The sequence below is a fragment of the Paenibacillus oryzisoli genome (genome assembly GCF_001653565.1).
Lineage (GTDB): Bacteria > Bacillota > Bacilli > Paenibacillales > NBRC-103111 > Paenibacillus_E > Paenibacillus_E oryzisoli.
In genome coordinates, this window is sequence record NZ_LYPB01000048.1 from 142722 (window position 1) to 160709 (window position 17988).

At 41.9% G+C, this 17988-nt stretch carries 16 protein-coding genes; all 16 read right to left on the reverse strand.

Features of this window, described 5'->3' with window-relative positions; translation table 11 throughout:
* Positions 1 to 58 precede the first annotated feature (58 nt).
* Positions 59 to 1600 carry a ribonuclease Y gene (gene rny / locus A8708_RS05555; protein WP_056625130.1) on the reverse strand — a complete coding sequence of 514 codons (1542 nt, stop codon included), beginning with the start codon at positions 1598 to 1600 and terminating at the stop codon, positions 59 to 61.
* Between the two features lie 379 nt (positions 1601 to 1979).
* Entirely contained in the window at positions 1980 to 2672 is a 693-nt protein-coding gene (locus tag A8708_RS05560) for a regulatory protein RecX (RefSeq protein WP_068662517.1), read from the reverse strand.
* Positions 2673 to 2747: 75 nt separating this feature from the next.
* Positions 2748 to 3791 carry a recombinase RecA gene (recA, locus tag A8708_RS05565; protein WP_068662518.1) on the reverse strand — a complete coding sequence of 348 codons (1044 nt, stop codon included), beginning with the start codon at positions 3789 to 3791 and terminating at the stop codon, positions 2748 to 2750.
* 170 nt (positions 3792 to 3961) lie between these two features.
* Entirely contained in the window at positions 3962 to 5212 is a 1251-nt protein-coding gene (locus A8708_RS05570) for a competence/damage-inducible protein A (protein ID WP_068662519.1), read from the reverse strand.
* 85 nt (positions 5213 to 5297) lie between these two features.
* Complete coding sequence (gene pgsA / locus A8708_RS05575; RefSeq protein ID WP_056625118.1) at positions 5298 to 5882, reverse strand: CDP-diacylglycerol--glycerol-3-phosphate 3-phosphatidyltransferase; 585 nt, start codon at positions 5880 to 5882, stop codon at positions 5298 to 5300.
* On the reverse strand, positions 5879 to 7207 hold the full coding sequence (gene rimO, locus A8708_RS05580) for a 30S ribosomal protein S12 methylthiotransferase RimO (RefSeq protein WP_068662520.1): 1329 nt from the start codon (positions 7205 to 7207) through the stop codon (positions 5879 to 5881). Before rimO ends, pgsA begins: the two co-directional genes overlap by 4 nt.
* A gap of 128 nt (positions 7208 to 7335) precedes the next feature.
* Positions 7336 to 7827, reverse strand: coding sequence for a YajQ family cyclic di-GMP-binding protein (locus tag A8708_RS05585; RefSeq protein WP_056625112.1), 492 nt, complete (start codon positions 7825 to 7827; stop codon positions 7336 to 7338).
* A gap of 145 nt (positions 7828 to 7972) precedes the next feature.
* Positions 7973 to 8848, reverse strand: a complete 876-nt coding sequence (locus A8708_RS05590; protein ID WP_068662521.1) for a helix-turn-helix domain-containing protein — start codon at positions 8846 to 8848, stop codon at positions 7973 to 7975.
* A gap of 51 nt (positions 8849 to 8899) precedes the next feature.
* Positions 8900 to 9643 carry a DUF3388 domain-containing protein gene (locus A8708_RS05595; RefSeq protein ID WP_420848533.1) on the reverse strand — a complete coding sequence of 248 codons (744 nt, stop codon included), beginning with the start codon at positions 9641 to 9643 and terminating at the stop codon, positions 8900 to 8902.
* Positions 9644 to 9786: 143 nt separating this feature from the next.
* The gene (locus A8708_RS05600; protein ID WP_068662523.1) at positions 9787 to 10638 is read right to left on the reverse strand and encodes a hypothetical protein; all 852 of its coding nucleotides are present in this window, start codon (positions 10636 to 10638) and stop codon (positions 9787 to 9789) included.
* A 92-nt stretch (positions 10639 to 10730) separates the two neighbouring features.
* The gene (locus A8708_RS05605) at positions 10731 to 10982 is read right to left on the reverse strand and encodes a DUF3243 domain-containing protein (protein WP_068662524.1); all 252 of its coding nucleotides are present in this window, start codon (positions 10980 to 10982) and stop codon (positions 10731 to 10733) included.
* A 97-nt stretch (positions 10983 to 11079) separates the two neighbouring features.
* Positions 11080 to 11835: an elongation factor P 5-aminopentanone reductase gene (ymfI, locus tag A8708_RS05610; RefSeq protein WP_068662525.1), complete on the reverse strand. Its 756-nt coding sequence runs from the start codon at positions 11833 to 11835 to the stop codon at positions 11080 to 11082.
* Positions 11832 to 13121 carry an EF-P 5-aminopentanol modification-associated protein YfmH gene (yfmH, locus tag A8708_RS05615; protein WP_068662526.1) on the reverse strand — a complete coding sequence of 430 codons (1290 nt, stop codon included), beginning with the start codon at positions 13119 to 13121 and terminating at the stop codon, positions 11832 to 11834. Before yfmH ends, ymfI begins: the two co-directional genes overlap by 4 nt.
* A gap of 3 nt (positions 13122 to 13124) precedes the next feature.
* The gene (gene yfmF, locus A8708_RS05620) at positions 13125 to 14405 is read right to left on the reverse strand and encodes an EF-P 5-aminopentanol modification-associated protein YfmF (RefSeq protein ID WP_068662527.1); all 1281 of its coding nucleotides are present in this window, start codon (positions 14403 to 14405) and stop codon (positions 13125 to 13127) included.
* A gap of 95 nt (positions 14406 to 14500) precedes the next feature.
* Positions 14501 to 15280, reverse strand: a complete 780-nt coding sequence (gene sleB, locus A8708_RS05625; RefSeq protein ID WP_068662528.1) for a spore cortex-lytic enzyme — start codon at positions 15278 to 15280, stop codon at positions 14501 to 14503.
* Positions 15281 to 15395: 115 nt separating this feature from the next.
* Complete coding sequence (locus A8708_RS05630) at positions 15396 to 17951, reverse strand: DNA translocase FtsK (protein ID WP_068662529.1); 2556 nt, start codon at positions 17949 to 17951, stop codon at positions 15396 to 15398.
* Between the last annotated feature and the right edge of the window lie 37 nt (positions 17952 to 17988).

Here is a 17988-nt window from a genome sequence, read left to right on the forward strand (position 1 = left end):
CATTCGGCCTTGAAAATAAGGAAAAGTGGCTATAATAGCCACTTTTCGCATTTGATTCTTATTTAGCGTATTCAACTGCTCTTGTTTCACGAATGACCGTAACCTTAATATGTCCTGGATAATCGAGTTCACCCTCGATTTTCTTTGTAATATCACGGGCTAAACGGAACGCTTCAGTGTCATCCACTTTCTCTGGCTGCACCATGACACGTACTTCACGACCTGCTTGAATGGCATATGATTTCTCAACACCTTCAAATGATTCTGAAATCTCTTCCAGCTTCTCAAGACGTTTGATATATGTTTCTAGCGTTTCTCTTCGAGCACCTGGTCTTGCCGCTGATAATGCATCCGCAGCTCCGACTAACATGGCAATTACAGAAGTTGCTTCCACATCACCATGATGTGAAGCAATACTATTAATTACAATTGGATGCTCTTTGTATTTCTTGCCTATCTCAACACCGATTTCGACGTGAGACCCTTCCACTTCATGGTCTAACGCTTTACCAATGTCATGAAGCAGCCCGGCACGTTTCGCCAAAGTTACGTCTACCCCGAGCTCTCCGGCCATTAAACCAGCCAGATACGCTACTTCCATGGAATGTTTCAAAACGTTTTGTCCGTAACTTGTTCTGAACTTTAGGCGGCCCAAAATTTTGATCAAGTCAGGATGCAAACCATGTACCCCAACTTCAAATGTCGCTTGTTCCCCATATTCGCGGATACGTTCGTCCACTTCTTTGCGAGACTTCTCAACCATCTCTTCGATACGTGCGGGATGAATACGTCCATCCGCTACAAGTTTCTCAAGTGATGTGCGAGCAATTTCACGACGGATTGGGTCAAAACCAGATAAGATTACTGCTTCAGGCGTATCATCAATAATAAGGTCAATACCGGTCAAAGTTTCCAAAGCTCGGATATTTCTACCTTCACGACCGATAATGCGACCCTTCATTTCTTCATTAGGCAACGAGACAACGGATACCGTGGTTTCCGCTACGTGATCTGCCGCACAACGCTGAATAGCAAGTGTGATGATCTCACGTGCTTTCTTATCGCCTTCTTCTTTGGCTTGTTGTTCAATCTCCTTGATTAGCTGAGCAGTCTCATGACGAACTTCTTGCTCTACATTAGTAAGAATGATACTCTTCGCTTCTTCCATAGTAAGACCAGAAATTCGTTCCAATTCGGAAACTTGACTTTTATATAGCTGATCAATTTGTGTTTGTGTATCCTCGATTCGCTTCTCTTTGTTGGCTACTAGTTCTTCTTTACGCTCGAGAGACTCTAATTTTTTATCCAGCGATTCCTCTTTTTGCAACAATCGTCTTTCTTGTCGTTGAATTTCATTCCGACGTTCACGAATGTCTTTTTCAGCTTCGGAGCGTAGTTTGTGAACTTCGTCCTTTGCTTCCAGAACCGTTTCTTTTTTCAGTGCTTCTGCTTCCTTTTTGGCAGATTCTTTTATCTGCTCAGCGGCTGTTTCAGCACTGGAAATTTTCGCTTCTGCAAGAGATTTACGGATAAAATAACCAATCCCTAAGCATGCAGCTCCAACAACGAGAATGATCGCGATCCAGATGGCAGTCATCATCTTGTTCACCTCCTCGTTGGTTTCTCCAAGTTGTTAGCCTGGGGTACCTTCGGTTTTTTAATCCGATTCAATTGTTTGACTAGTCATACATACCCTTAAATGTAAGAGTATGGCTTTTAAATGAATGCGCACTGTGCGTTAGGGCACTATAGTGCTAATAATCCATAATCAACAGTGTAAAAATTGGCGGTTTTTACAGCTGTCTTCTCAAAATCAATGAAATTAGTATGATTTTGAATACATTATGAAAATATACACTGTTATTTTATCTTTTGTCGAAGAAGCTTGTCAAGCGAATGTCCTAGAGTTGATCAATTAGACCCAAATGGCAAACGTCAATAATTAATGTCATTAAGTTTCCAGAAACTAATTAATGGCATTAATTAAAATCCAATTCATCTTCTATATAGTCCAATTCCTCCTCATCTGATTCAGTACTTATGACCCTCAAGACCTTAGTAACTATAGTACCCGTATAACCTCTTCGCATAAGAAATGCCGCAGTCTTACGCTTTCTATCCATTAACTTCCCTGAGGTTTGCTTCCATTTCGTTTGTGCTACCTTCAATGCCCCTTCGTACTCATCATCTGGATTAATTGACTCCATCGTACTTTTAACCACATCTTGATGTATGCCCTTTTGTTGAAGTTCTTGTCGAATTAGATTACGTCCTTTACGTTGTGAAATCACGCGGTTGTCCGTCCACATCTTAGCGAATTCTTCATCATTGATGTATTTGTTTTCAACAAGCTTACCACACGTCCATGCTATAGTAGGTGCTTCAAACCCTTTCTCTTTCAATTTACGTTTGACTTCTGTGAGAGAATGAGGACGTCTTCCTACCATATGAAGAGCCTTAACGTAGGCCATATTTCGTTCTTCATCTAGAATAATAGCTTCAATCGCTTGCTGATATAAGGATTCCCCTTTGTTTAATCGATGCTTGATCAGGATATCTTCATGAACAGAAAAAGCGTACTCCTCATTCAGATAGATATTATAGCGATGTCTTCCTTGCTTTTGTTTCTCTACTTTGGTAATTACTTGTAATTCTTGCTCTTCGTTATTCATTTCAACAATCCTCCAAATGAAGAAAAAACACCCCAACACAAGGTTAAGGTGCTTCATCTATCCTAGTTTTCAAACCTATTCAAAAGCTGTTTCCAACTCATCTTCTTCTTCATCTGTGTTCGGACCAACTACTTTAATCAAGTTGCTATTTTCTCTGATGCGAAGTTCGATCGTTTCGGAGATCGCTTTATTATCTTTCAAGAATTGCTTAGCATTCTCGCGACCTTGACCAAGACGTTCACCTTCATAGGAATACCAAGCACCGCTTTTATTAACGATATCCAGTTCAGTTCCGATATCAATAATACTACCTTCGCGTGAGATCCCTTCACCATACATAATATCGACTTCAGCTTGTTTAAATGGAGGCGCTACTTTATTCTTAACTACTTTAATTCTCGTACGGTTACCAACCATGTCATTACCTTGCTTAATGGTTTCAATACGACGAACATCTAAACGTACGGAAGAATAGAATTTCAATGCGCGACCACCAGGAGTTGTCTCTGGATTCCCGAACATAACCCCAACTTTTTCACGCAATTGGTTAATGAATATAGCGATAACTTTCGATTTGTTGATTGCACCGGATAATTTACGAAGTGCTTGTGACATCAAACGTGCTTGAAGACCTACGTGAGAATCCCCCATATCACCTTCAATTTCCGCTTTCGGTACTAGTGCTGCGACGGAGTCGATAACAATAATATCAACAGCGCCACTACGAACAAGTGCTTCAGCGATCTCAAGTGCCTGCTCACCTGTATCTGGTTGAGAAAGCAATAGTTCATCTATATTAATACCAAGTTTGCTTGCATAGGAAGGATCCAACGCATGCTCTGCGTCGATAAAGGCAGCTTGTCCGCCTACTTTCTGAACTTCAGCAATCGCATGTAGAGCCACTGTTGTTTTACCTGATGATTCTGGTCCATAAACTTCAATAATTCTTCCGCGCGGGAATCCACCTATTCCAAGTGCGATATCCAAGGCAAGGGCCCCCGAAGAAATCGTTTCAACTTGCATATGTGTAGATTCTCCAAGTTTCATAATGGAGCCTTTTCCGAACTGTTTCTCAATTTGACGTAATGCATTATCTAATGCGGCACGACGATCTGACAAAACGACCACTTCCTTCTATCATTATAGGTATATGATAACTTGTTTTGGCATGTTTGCCAAGCATTTTTTCGAACATACATTCGTTTTTTTTGCGAACAAACAAAAAACCGTAACAAAGTTATCGCTTTGTTACGGTTCTTCCGTTAACTACCTATGATTATAGAGGATTTCTAGTTTTCTTTCAACTGTTTCCACAATTGATAGAGTGCACGCTTGGCGGCCCTATGTTTAATTGACTCTCTATTGCCTGATAGTTGAAGAGTATACACTTCAGTCTTTGCTTGCTTTTGCGCTAATCCCACATAGACAAGACCAACAGGCTTCCCCTCAGACGGGCTTGGACCAGCCACACCGGTCACAGAGATGCCAAAGTCACTTCCGGTCCTAACAAGCAACTGCTCGGCTAAAATAACAGCTGTCTCGCTGCTAACGGCACCCGGAGCACCTTCCCCCTCCAAAATATCCATTGGCACACCGAGCAGCCCATGTTTTAAAGCGTTCGAGTAAACGATAATACCGCCTAAGAATGACTCTGAACTGCCTGGGACTGTCGTTATTAAATCGCTGAGTAAACCTCCTGTGCAGCTCTCAGCAACTGCCAGTGTCTTCTTATTAGCCTTGAGCAATCGCAAGACAACTGTCTCAATAGGGACATCCTGAGCCGCATAAAGATACTCACCTAAGCGGTTAACAATTTCATCCTCTGTCGCTTTTAGCTTCATCTCACCTTCTGCTGCTGAATGTGCACGAGTTGTTAACCGAATTGTCACTTCCCCTTCTTTAGCATATGGGGCAATTGTCGGGTCAGTTTGCGATTGAATCAAATCGATCAACTGATGTTCCAAATTTGACTCCCCTATGCCAGCAAACTTCAACATTTTCGAATATAGTGGAACTTCATCATTCATTCGTAATTTAAGCCACGGCACAGCATACTTCGTAAACATTGGCTTCATTTCTTTAGGTGGTCCTGGCAATAGTATGAAATGTGTCCCTTCGTAGGTGAGTGCATTCCCCACTGCTAGACCAGTCTCATTATGTAAGGGATCGCTGCCATCTAGCATAAGTGCCTGACGACGATTGCTTTCCACCATATGAATGTCTCTAGAAGCAAACATCGCAGAAATAGCCTCCATGGAAGGCTCATGAAGCACCAAATTACATCCTGTTAGTGATGCTAATACATCCTTGGTCAAATCATCTTGCGTTGGCCCTAGTCCGCCTGTACAAATCACAACATCAGCACGCGATGCAGCTAATCGTAGACTGTCTAACAAGCGCTGTTCGTTATCACCAACAACCGTTTGAAAGTACATATCAATCCCTTGCGCTGCACATTCTCTCGAAATAAACTGCGCATTCGTGTTCACAATCTGGCCTAACAGCAACTCTGTCCCGACTGCAATAATTTCTGCTTTCATCTATGAGTCCCTCCTTAAAATGAGAAAACCTCTAACGTGATCGCTCGTTATAGATCGACCGCGTTTAGAGGTAAGTTACATGGAACTATGACTTTTCCGAAAAATCGATGACGTGTTTATTTTTGACGAAATATTCCACACCAGAATAAACAGTAATAATTGCTGCAGCCCAACTAGCTATAACATCAAAGGGAAAATCTAGGAACGTAAATGGAAAATTATTAATCAGCAGTGCAATTATGGCTGTAATCTGAGCCGCCGTCTTCGCTTTACCCCATTTGCTAGCAGCCATAACAGTCCCCTCTAGGAGAGCAATTTGACGAAGACCAGTCACTGCCCATTCTCTGCTAATAATGACAATAACAATCCAAGCATCAACTTTATCCATTTCTACTAATGAAACAAGTACAGCGGTAACAAGCAGCTTGTCTGCCAAAGGATCCAACAGCTTGCCCAAATTCGTAACAAGATTACGTTTCCTAGCAATGTAACCATCTAAGCTATCTGTACTCGCAGCAATAATAAAAATTAAAGCAGCAATAATTTGATTATACGTTATGCTAAACTCCTCAATCCGTATTTGAGGGAATTTTACCTTAATCAGCAAAAAGAACATGATGATAGGTACTAATAAAATTCTCGCTACGGTGATGCGGTTAGCTAAGTTCATGCAATTACCTCCCCTGATAAGTCAAACTCGTAGGAGTGAGTAACACGAACCTTCGCAAGTTCACCAATATTTAATTTCGCATTCGAAACGAATACTTCACCATCAATTTCAGGTGCGTCGAATTGCGAACGACCAATATAAACGTCGCTTCTTCCATCATATCTTTCAATAAGCACGTCAATTTCTTGCCCGATTCGGCGACCGCCGCGGATATTTGAAATTTCACGTTGTATTTCCATGATCGCATTGGCACGGTATTCTTTCACATCATCTGGAACTTGATCCGGCAGTCTTGATGCAGGTGTATCATCTTCCATTGAGTATGCGAACACACCAAGGCGATCGAACTGAACATCGCGCACGAATTGTTTCAAGTTCTCAAAATCTTGTTCAGTCTCGCCAGGGAATCCAACAATCAAGGAAGTACGCAAGGCAACATCCGGAATAGATTCACGAATTTTGCGAACGAGTTCACGCGTATCTTTCTGGCGGCCTGGTCTGCGCATACGCTTAAGAATAGAATCTTCACTATGCTGTAAGGGCATATCGATATACTTGCACACTTTCGGATTCGTTGCCATGACTTCAATCAACTCATCACTGAAGAAGCCTGGGTATGCATAGTGCAGACGCACCCACTCAATACCTTTTACTTCACTCACTTTGTTCAGCAAAGTAGGAAGCATGAAGCTATCATAGATATCAGTTCCATAGTTTGTTGAATCTTGTGCAATTAAGCTAATTTCTTTAACGCCTTGAGCGGCAAGATTGGCAACTTCAGCAACGATCGATTCCATACTTCTGCTTTTGAAAGCACCGCGCATAATTGGAATAGAGCAGAATGTACATGCGTTATCGCACCCTTCTGCAATCTTGACATAGGCTGTGTAACGAGGTGTCGTCATCAGTCGAGGCAGATCCGCGTCATAATTAAATACCGGATTCCCTACCAGAACCGGTTTCTTACCTCTAAGCGCTTCGTCCACGATATGATTAATCTTGTCAAAATCACCTGTACCTACAATCCCATCAATCTCAGGCATTTCTTCCATTAACTGCTTTTTGTATCGTTGTGTTAAACAGCCTGAAACGATTAGCGCTTTGAGATTCGCAGTTTGCTTCAGTTCTGCCATATCCAAAATTGTATTTACGGATTCTTCTTTAGCAGCATCAATGAACCCGCAAGTGTTCACGATAATGACTGTCGCATCTTCCTTGTTGTCTACAAGTTGGAAACCACGGCCATGAATTAAACCTGACATAATCTCGGAATCAACCAAATTCTTCTCGCATCCGAGAGTAACTACTTTAACCTTTTCTGTCATGAAAGAAACAACCTCCAATAGTCCTAAAAAACACTCCCTACCAGTATAATACAAGCCAATTGGGGTGTCAAAATGTAAAAACCCCCTTGATCCAGGGGGTTTTCCTTCAAGTAACCTTATATTACTGATTATTTCATATTAACAAACTGCAAATCCAACGGAATATCTGCTTTCCGAAGTAGAGCAATAACCGCCTGTAAATCGTCACGACTCTTCCCGGTTACACGAATTTGATCCCCTTGAATTTGAGTTTTCACTTTCAATTTAGAATCGCGAATCAGTATATTAATCTTCTTGGAGTTGTCTTGATCAACCCCTTGTTTCATGCTGATTTTCTGTCTAACAGTGGAACCAGCAGCTGGCTCTACTTTGGAATATTCGAGATTTTTAATCGAGATTCCACGTTTGGTCATTTTGGCATGCATAATATCAAGGACATTTTGAAGCTTAAACTCATCATCTGACGTGACAACGAGCTGATCTTTATCTAGTTTAATGCTGCTCTTGCTTCCTTTAAAATCAAAACGGGTCAACATCTCTTTCTCCGCTTGTTGAATCGCATTATTTAGTTCTTGCATATCAACTTTGGATACAATATCAAACGAACTCTCTGAACTCATCTACATCCCAACATCCTTTCCATCAAATTACAATAGCATTATAGCAAGAACGCATAAAAAAGGAAATATCCAACCGCCAATGGCTTCGAATATTTCCCATCACACTATTTTCATTACCCGGGAAAGCGCAGGAACTGGCAAAAAGCTAGCTTTTCTGCAAGTTGAGTTGAACCCGCTTCGGATTCGGCGTATCGCCAACAGGTACGAGAGTGCCATTGACCATGAGCTGCAAAGCACTAGCTGCACCAACATTCAAAAATGCTGAAGTTGCTATATCAAATGTATCCGTATCACCGGAATTGTAAAGTTTCTGTCTTAGCAATGCACCTTTCTCCCCCTCAGGGCTTAGTGCATTAACAGCGATCCAACAAGAACCGGTAATTTTGAATTCGATTTTCAAATTCGCAGTACCTGTAATGATGTAATTATCTACACCTTTTTCATTAGAACTAAATTTCACCTGGACAGCAGGCGGTGTTGGTGTCGGCGCTGGGGTTGGTGTTGGCGTTGCAAGCACTGTTGCTTTACCATCCCCGGTAGCATTCACAGATGTGCTCGGCGAAGGGTTCGTCGAGTCAGTAATGCGCGGTGATTGCGTTTGCGCTGGTTTCTCATCCGCTGGCGTTCCCTTATAATTCTTATATGTATAGTAGTATACGATCCCGAATATGAGCAAAATAAAACAGACAAACATCAGGCTTGAAGCCCAGCGGCTCATCTTTTCTGTATTGCGAACACTTGATCTATTCTTGCGAATCGCTTCCACAACAGGTTTCTCAATCGTTGGGGCAGGAATCGTGGACTGATACATATTCAGAACTTCATTCGGATCAAGTCCTAATGCTTCCGCGTAGCTTTTAATAAAAGCCCTCACATAGAAACTCCCTGGGAGCACCTTATAATTTCCTTCTTCAATAGCTTCTAGATAACGTTTGCGGATCTTAGTAACTTCCTGAAGATCATCCAACGAAATCTTTTTTTCCAGTCGAGTTTTGCGCAAAATGTAGCCTAAGTCAGACATATGGTCACCTCCCCGAAGGAATTATTCATCCTGTTATTGACGTTTCAAACATTAAAAAGGTTCGGACGTATACGTAAATGAATCATAATTGATTTCTTCATCCGGACTGTTCCGTAGCTCGATAATATAATCGAAGTGATTATAGGTGTATTCCGATTCGCGAATAAAAATGTCCGGATGCTCGATAACTTTTGTTGATGGCTGACCCATAATATCTTGCAGAAGACTGTAATGCTTCTCGTTGGAACGAATCGTCGAAACAATACCGTCAATGATATAGACATTGTTAGGAGCCATTTCATCCTCAGAAAGCTGACTACGAACAGTTTGTCTCAGTAAAGTTGAAGAAACGAACGTCCACCGTTTATTCGCACACACGCTGCCTGCAATAATAGACTCTGTCTTCCCAACACGAGGCATGCCACGAAGTCCAACAACTTGATTTCCCTCACGTTTGAATATTTCACCAAGAAAATCAACTAACAAACCTAACTCATCTCGTGTAAAACGGAATGTCTTGCGATCGTCGGAGTCACGTTCTATATATCTGCCGTGGCGAACAGCCAAAATATCCACTAATTTTGGGGGTCTCAAAGCAGTAATAGTAATATTATCTACTTTTCTCAACATTTTACCCATCAAATCAATTTTTTCTTCATCATTCGTTTGTAGAAGCATACCACGTGTACGATCTTCAACCCCATTAATCGTCACAATGTTAATATCCAACATCCCCATCAGTGATGCAATATCACCTAATAAACCGGGACGGTTCTTATGAATTTTGTACTCCATATACCATTCTTTAACGTCCAATTCTTCCACCTCATCATCATCTCTGTCACACTGGTCTATAAACGAACCAGTTGTTCATCATCCTATAATTAAATTCTACAAATTCCGCCAAAATCCTTCTCGCAATGTTAACAACCATGACATTATTTCATTTTTAGTTCTTTTAGCTCTTGCGGATTGTAATTTTGGATCCCTTTTTGCCAAGTATGTGTTTTCATCATAGCAAGGCGGTTTTCAAAAATTTGCGTCCAGTTAAGATCGGCAGTCAATGCCCCTGAAAAATCCATGACCGATACACCTAAAGATTTGGTTTTTTGCAACTGTTCTTCACTCACAGGACTGTAGAAAATAACCCATGTCGCGCGGTGTTGGTGAACTTGAAAGGTCAACTGTTGAAACCATTGGTTATTGTTGTTTAGCAATACAATATGATCAGCTTCTTCCGAAGGGGCCCATGCAGATGGAATTGGACGGTCGCTTTGCGTCACCCATTCGATAACAGCATTTTGCAATAGAAGATCTTGAATTGCTTTGTTTTTCATGGTTTCCATCTGTTGCAAATCCAATTGGAGCAAAGACGCTTGCTCATTCACACTAACCGCACTACCCACTGCCCATGGCTGACTTTGTATAAAAGTCCATTTACTCGTAGTAATGCCTAATGCCATCGTCTCGTTTGCAGAAGGAAATAACTCATTTCCAATAACGTATATGTAATCATATGTTTTCGTTTTCAATTTCGAAACCACATTATCATCCACCGCATTCAAATCTTTAACCCAGTCATACGCAATCGAATCAGCGTCTCGCCAATTCTTTAGGGTTTGACCTAGCACGTCCTTTGCTGAAGCCGGCATTCCACTGCTTGATAGCATTAAAACAGACATTTTCTGATCAAGAAGTTCTTGTTTTATAACTGGTATTCCACGATTTCCACAACTAGCAAGCAATAATATTACTAAGGTTAAAATAAATAGTAAACGAGTGTTCGTCATCATTGAAAATTCCTTTCCAGCTTATAAAGCATGCAAAAGCCTCCGAAAGAGGAGGCTCTCACATCATACCCTATTGAATTGTAAAACGGTTATTAACCTTTGTCTACTAATTTTACCATGAGGCGGGCAAGAGTATGCTTTTCCTGTTCATCCCCAGCATCCCACAACTCTTTGAGAACTCGTTCTTGCTCATTCTGAGGATCCACTTTGTTTGCCAAAAACTCCCCAATTTGAAAAGCCAGCTTGGAGATGGTTTCATCACTCATCCCTGCATGTCCCGCCTGACTCACGCGTTCAGCCAAAAATTCTTTCCATTTGTCGAACACCTTAAGTACAGTAGCCATTGTAAGAAGCCTCCTTTGAGTTATGAGAAATGGTCATTACATACGTAATATGCGCTTCTCAAAACAGAATTATGCGTGGACTTCTCTACCATAGATACTAAGTCAGCCAACCTCCGTTAGGAGAAATAATTTGTCCAGTAATATAACCTGACTCGGGCAATGCCAAGAAATAGACAAGTGATGCGACCTCATGTGGAGATGCAAGCCGACCAACAGGAATTTCGTTCGTAATGGCATCGATTTCATCTGCCTGGAACCCGGCCATCATATCAGTCTGTACTGCCCCAGGTGCTACGGCATTTACCGTAACACCTGAAGGAGCGAGTTCTTTGGCTAGCGCTTTCGTAAACGCATTAAGGCCACCCTTGGCCGTCGAATATAAAACCTCACACGAGGCACCTGAGATGCCCCATATGGAGGATACGTTGATGATTCTGCCGTATTTCTGTTTGACCATGGCGTGCATAAACGTTTGTGTACATAGAAATGAGCCTTTAAGATTGACATTCATAACACGATCCCACTCTTCTTCCGTCACATCAGCAAGCATGCCATAATGAGAAATACCTGCATTATTAACGATAATATCTGGTATCATGTTCATTTGTTCAAGCTTATCTCTCATTTTGAGAATCTGCTCATGTGATTGGATATCCGCTGAAATGGTTAATACCTTCGCCCCTTGCTTCATGCAAGAACGAGCAATTTCATTGGCTGCTTCATGTGAATCCCGATAATGAATAACAATCTGCATGCCTACCGCGGCAAACCGTTGGGCTATTGCAGCCCCTATCCCCCTACTAGCTCCAGTGATCAGCACAGTCTGTTCGCTAAAGGGTTTACCTGTACTCACGATGGTTCACGACTCTGTACGATGGATACTGCGAGCTTACTCCAATCAAAATGCTCTCGGAAACGACGATTCACATCTTCTAATGTTAACTGTTCATACACCGGCAAGATATCAAAGAGATCAATCCCTTTGAACCGGTATTTGGTATATTCATTTGCAATTGATTCAGGTGAGTTCATCATTCGCAAGAAACTGCCAATTTTCTTCTTCCGACTACGTTCGAAAGTGATAAGATCGAGCCCAGGCTCTTTTCTTTTTTCCACCACTTCACGAATTCTAGCAATAAGCTGTTCCGGATCCTTGGTATCCCCACCAACAATAGAGAACGCATAACCATCGCTGCAGTTATATTCATGACCGAAATTATCCGAAATTAACTGATCGTCATAGAGTGTTTGATAAATATCAGAACTGGAACTGAATAAGATATCCAACATTAATTTGGTCGTTAATTCTCGCACTAATAAAGGCTTACCTGTGACGGCAGGTGCCGCTTCCTTAAAGCCCATTAAACATTTCGGCAATGAAACTGGAAGTAAAATAATCCTCCGAGCTTCCTTGACTTCATTTGGTTCATCTGGGAAGAATCTTTGGATCTCACCTTGGGGTGGAAAAGTTTTGGCTGCTTGATTATCTTTAACAAGCGTTATAACTTCTTGTGGATCTACGCCTCCAACAACGAATAAACTCATGTTGCTCGGATGATAGAATGTGTTGTAACACTCGTATAATGTTTCTTTGGTAATTTCAGCGATAGATGCCACAGTACCCGCGATATCAATGTGAATCGGATGCTTGGCATATAAGGATTCGATCAAGCCGTAATAACTTCTCCAATCCGCATTATCCTCGTACATTTTAATTTCTTGCCCAATAATCCCTTTTTCCTTCTCAACATTCTCATCTGTAAAATAAGGATTCTGCACAAAATTAATTAATGTCGTTAAATTTTCTAAGTAGCGGTCAGTTGATGAGAATAAATATGCGGTCCGATCAAAGCTTGTAAATGCATTGGCAGATGCGCCATTCGTAGCAAATGTTGCAAAAATATCCCCTTCGGGCTCCTCGAACATTTTGTGCTCCAAGAAATGTGCAATACCATCGGGAACGCGCACTTCGTCTTTACCTTGAACTTGAAAGTGATTGTCTATAGACCCATACTGGGTGGTAAAGGTCGCGTATGTTTTCTGGAAACCTGCTTTGGGTAGCACAAACACATGCAGCCCATTATCAAGCTTTTCATGATAAATCGTTTCATCAAGATGTGAATATGGCATACTCTGCATGGTTTACTCCCCCTTCTGATCCCGTAAAAAGTATATCGTATCCAATTGGACCCGTTTCGCAACCTCTGCTATAGCAGGGATATCCACTTGCTCGACTGCCGAGATCAAACCCGCTACCGTACGTTCTTTTCCTGACAAAATAGCATTAAAATCAAATGAGATCAGCTCGAATGCTGAATCTTGTATTTCCCGCAATTGATTGGAGATCATCGCTCTTGTTTGACTCCATTCAATGTCAGTGATTTCTCCTTGTTCCAAAGCTTTCAGTTGCTTACGAATAATATCTACGGCTTTCTCATAGTTCGCCATTTCAATACCTGACTGAATCGTCAAAATACCTTTATGTCCATCAAAACGAGAAGAAGCATAATAAGCTAAGCTCGCTTTCTCACGAACATTTGTAAATAATTTGGAATGAGGATATCCACCTAGAACCCCATTATACATAAGTGCGGCTGGATACTGATCGTCGCTGTATGAAAGATTCGTTCGTAGACCCATATTCAGCTTACCTTGGTTAACATCCAAACGTTCTACAATCGTTTTCACTTCACCAGTTACGCCACGCGGCGCAGATGTGACATAACTTGTTTCAGTATTCCGCTCAATGGCGAACGATTGCTTCACAATTTCTTCGACTTCACTAAGCGTTGTATTGCCAACAACATAGATATCCATCGGCGATGTTTGGAGCCATTCTTTATATTGTTCGTAAAGCTGCTCCGCATTCATACCGTCGAGATCTTCTATTTTACCTAATGGATGAAGACGATAGGGTTCTCCACTGCACATTTCTTCCATACACCGTTCAGCCGCATAGCGAATCTTATCGTTAATGACGGATTCAATTCGTTTGCGAAGGGTTTGTTTCTCTGCGTCAACATATTTCGTACGGAAATGTTGATCCTCTAACGCTGGACGAGTTAACGTTTCTCCCACAAATTCTAGTCCCTGTTTCAACAAAGAATCCGCTGATTTGACGAATCGATCATTGATAATGTCCATGCGGAGCTGAACGATTTGGTAATCGCCTCGTTTATAAATATCAAAGCCAAATCCAGCGCCATACAAATCGTCTAGATACTCCCGGAATTGCTTCGTTTCTGGACGTAGCTCTGTACCTCTGCGAAGAATAAATGGTGTTAATGCTGTACTCGTGACCGTCTCTTCATCTAATTGACGTCCTATGTATACGGAGATGGCAAAAGTTTTGAAACGATCTGTTGGTAGAACGTGTATTCGGATATGTTTCCAGCTGCTGCGCTCAAATTGAGTAGGCTTCAAAGGTCAGTCTCCCTTCTATGTCCGTGTAATAAATCCATTATATTCCTATACGAAGAGGAGAAGCAACCACATGTGGCCCCTTCTCCTTGTCCATTTTACACACAGAAAATGTGCTTACCAATTTTTTTGATTTGTTTTCTTGTCCAAATCCATTTGGACGTTGCCGTTTCTGGGTTGAAGTAATAGATACAGCCGCCAGTTGGGTCCAATCCATTCAAGGCATCTCTAACGGCTTTTTTGGAGTTTTCATCTGGCGTTAACCAAATTTGCCCATCAGCAACAGCTGTGAAAGCACCTGGTTGAAAAATCACACCAGAAACTGTATTCGGAAAACTGGCCGATTTCACTCGATTTAAAATAACTGCTGCCACCGCTACTTGTCCTATGTATGGCTCACCACGCGCTTCACCATGGACGGCGTTCGCCATTAGGTTAATATCCTGTTCTGAATATCCAAGATTGTTGGAGGGAGTCAGATTGGCAGGAGTGTCTGTACCTGTACCTGTATTATTCGTACCTTGATTGTTATTAGCCGTTTCCGGAGCCGAAGGTTTCCAGTTTTTCGTTGCTTCCCAGAGCTTCAGTTTAGTTTTCGGGCCAACGATACCGTCCACCTTCATGCCAAACTCACCTTGGAATCGCTTCACTGCGGTTAAAGTCTTGTAACCGTAATCACCGTCAATGCTGCCGTTATAAAATCCAATGAATTTCAACCTGCCTTGTAATTCATTCACATCCGAACCGGTGGCGCCATATCGCACTTCATTCTTACTAAATGTTTCTTCCGTTGGTGGATTGAATTTGCCCTTCAATTGAAAAGAAACTACCAAAACAAATACAATACAAAATGTAATGACAATTAGTCGTTTATTCATTCCCCTTCTCAACCTCACTTTTCAAATTACAACCTTTTCTTGCTTATTATGAGAAAGTGAGTCCATGATTATACAAAATAAACACTCTCCTAGGAGAGTGTTTATCCAATACGGATTAAGAACTAATCCGGTTATGATGATATTGTTCGAGTGAGATCAGTACTTCACGTGGTTTGCTGCCCTCATAAGGGCCAACTACTCCTTTAGCTTCCATTGCATCAACGAGCCTAGCAGCACGTGTGTAACCAACTCTCATACGCCGTTGTAGTAAGGATACTGATGCTTGCTTCGCTTCTAAAACAATTTGAACGGCTTGATCATACAATTCATCCTCAAATTCATTCTGCTGCTCTGGCATTTCTTCAACTTGAGGTACGAGTTCCTCCCGATAATTCGCTTGTTCCTGCGTTCGTACGAACCCAACAACCTGTTCAACTTCTCCATCGGAAAGGAATGCCCCTTGGATACGTACTGGCTTTGATGCACCAACTGGCAAGTAAAGCATATCTCCACGACCTAGTAATTTCTCAGCTCCAACCATATCCAAAATCGTTCGTGAATCCACTTGCGACGATACACCAAAAGCGATACGAGAAGGAATGTTAGCCTTGATAACACCTGTAATAACGTCGACAGAGGGCCGCTGCGTCGCAATAATTAAATGAATTCCCGCGGCACGGGCCATTTGAGCAAGACGGCAGATTGAATCCTCAACATCATTAGCTGCTACCATCATGAGATCCGCTAACTCATCCACAATAACCACATAGTAAGGCAACGGCGGTGCTGTTCCGCTCTCTGTCAACATGGCGTTATAACCTTCTATATTTCGCGTCCCACTCTTAGAAAACAACTCATATCGTTTCTCCATCTCGACAACGATTTTCTTGAGTGCAAGTGATGCTCGCCGTGGATCCGTGACTACAGGAGCCAATAAATGTGGAATACCATTGTACACATTCAACTCTACCATTTTCGGATCAATCATGAGGAACTTCACTTCGTTTGGTTTAGCTTTATACAAAATACTTGTGATAATCCCATTGATACAAACCGATTTACCTGATCCGGTAGCACCAGCAACTAATAAATGGGGCATCCTTGCTAAGTTTCCGACAATTGGCTGACCCGAAATATCTCGTCCAAGAACGACAGATAAGCGTGAGCTAGACTCCTGAAAAGCAGACGTTTCCATAACTTCTCGCATCGTAACAATGGAAACTTCTAAGTTCGGCACTTCGATACCAATGGCTGATTTCCCCGGTATAGGCGCCTCCATCCGAATATCCTTTGCTGCTAGTGCTAGTGCAATATCATCAGTCAAAGAAACGATTCTGCTAACCTTCACACCAACATCAGGTTGAATTTCATATCGGGTTACTGCTGGACCTCTTACGACCTCAAGAACTTTAGCCCGAACACCGAAGCTTTCTAACGTAGCCTCAAGTTTCCTAGCATTAGCCTTGTAGTCCGCCATTTCGCTTCCCTTGCCTAGGGCAGGTCTTGCTAACAAATCAAGCGACGGTATTTCATAAGGACGAGTTACAATAGCTGGAGCATCTTGAAACTCAAGTGTTACTGGCTCATTCTCATCATTTTCCATACTAGTTGGAACAGTTGTCGGACTATTGGGTACGATGGGTACTGTAGGTCTAACCACATGTTGCGCTTCTTGTATAACCTGTTCTTGGAAATCACGTATAATAGGTGCACCTGCTGGATCACCTGTGTTATGTATGGGTTCAGCCGTTGGATTTACAGTATTCGAGTAAACAACTTCCTCCCCGACTACTTCAGCTTCTCCATCTGACAAATTATCCTCGATATCATCTTGTTCTCTTCCTACAGATTGTTTCTTACGGTTCTCCTTAATGGGACGGAGGAGTTCCATAAACAATGGCGTTTTCTTCGCTTTCTTAATTGGTTGGAAGACTTCTTCGTCAAATTCATCATCCACAGGTACATAGGCTGGCTTCTTCACCTTCGTAGGTGCACTTCCAGCAGATGCTGTCTGTGGCTGTGGTTGGCGCCCTTCTCGATCTTGCAACCATTCCTTCATTCTTTCTTTAAAGGTTTGTCCTACATTACTGAAACGACCCTTCACAATATTACCTAGATCCACATAGGAAACACCTGTCGCTAGAATAAAACCCATAACAAAAAGCATATATTGGATTAATCTGGCACCGAGGTAATCAAACAAGAAATAGAGAATACTGTATAAAAAAGCGCCTACCATCCCTCCGCCAATCCCATGTTCCAGGGCTGCTCTTCCAGCTTCAGTTGGATGCAATCCCTCTAGCATGGCAGACCATGTCGAAGAAATGACTTTTCCCGACGTAAAGTCGTTGTTAGGATACAGTTGAGCAAATAAATCAATATGATTCTTGATTAACAATCCAAGAACGAACAACAAAATACCCGCTTTTTTGGGCGTTACCATTTGTGGCCAAGCTCGTTTAATCATGGCGTATAAGGCCACGTAAATGAAAACTAGTGGTATGAGTGAATACCAAGTCCCCACAAAAAAACGAAACAAATAAACCAATGAATTTCCGACATGACCTTGATGAGCAAGGGCAATGACCGAGAAAATCAAGATGAGGATTCCATACAGCTCGAATAATAAGCTGGTCTTTACAGCCTTCGTCTTTTTCTTGCGTTTCGCCAAGAATGTCACCCCCAAGTCCACATTATACCATATTTGA

What these genes read in the sequence shown, in the direction of transcription:
- A8708_RS05560 (WP_068662517.1), bottom strand. Translation starts at nt 2,672, where the DNA reads ATGAATAACGAAGAGCAAGAATTACAAGTAATTACCAAAGTAGAGAAA.
- pgsA (WP_056625118.1), bottom strand. Translation starts at nt 5,882, where the DNA reads ATGAACTTAGCTAACCGCATCACCGTAGCGAGAATTTTATTAGTACCT.
- rimO (WP_068662520.1), bottom strand. Translation starts at nt 7,207, where the DNA reads ATGACAGAAAAGGTTAAAGTAGTTACTCTCGGATGCGAGAAGAATTTG.
- A8708_RS05585 (WP_056625112.1), bottom strand. Translation starts at nt 7,827, where the DNA reads ATGAGTTCAGAGAGTTCGTTTGATATTGTATCCAAAGTTGATATGCAA.
- yfmH (WP_068662526.1), bottom strand. Translation starts at nt 13,121, where the DNA reads ATGCAGAGTATGCCATATTCACATCTTGATGAAACGATTTATCATGAA.
- A8708_RS05605 (WP_068662524.1), bottom strand. Translation starts at nt 10,982, where the DNA reads ATGGCTACTGTACTTAAGGTGTTCGACAAATGGAAAGAATTTTTGGCT.
- sleB (WP_068662528.1), bottom strand. Translation starts at nt 15,280, where the DNA reads ATGAATAAACGACTAATTGTCATTACATTTTGTATTGTATTTGTTTTG.
- A8708_RS05570 (WP_068662519.1), bottom strand. Translation starts at nt 5,212, where the DNA reads ATGAAAGCAGAAATTATTGCAGTCGGGACAGAGTTGCTGTTAGGCCAG.
- A8708_RS05590 (WP_068662521.1), bottom strand. Translation starts at nt 8,848, where the DNA reads ATGTCTGACTTAGGCTACATTTTGCGCAAAACTCGACTGGAAAAAAAG.
- rny (WP_056625130.1), bottom strand. Translation starts at nt 1,600, where the DNA reads ATGATGACTGCCATCTGGATCGCGATCATTCTCGTTGTTGGAGCTGCA.
- A8708_RS05600 (WP_068662523.1), bottom strand. Translation starts at nt 10,638, where the DNA reads ATGACGAACACTCGTTTACTATTTATTTTAACCTTAGTAATATTATTG.
- A8708_RS05595 (WP_420848533.1), bottom strand. Translation starts at nt 9,643, where the DNA reads ATGGAGTACAAAATTCATAAGAACCGTCCCGGTTTATTAGGTGATATT.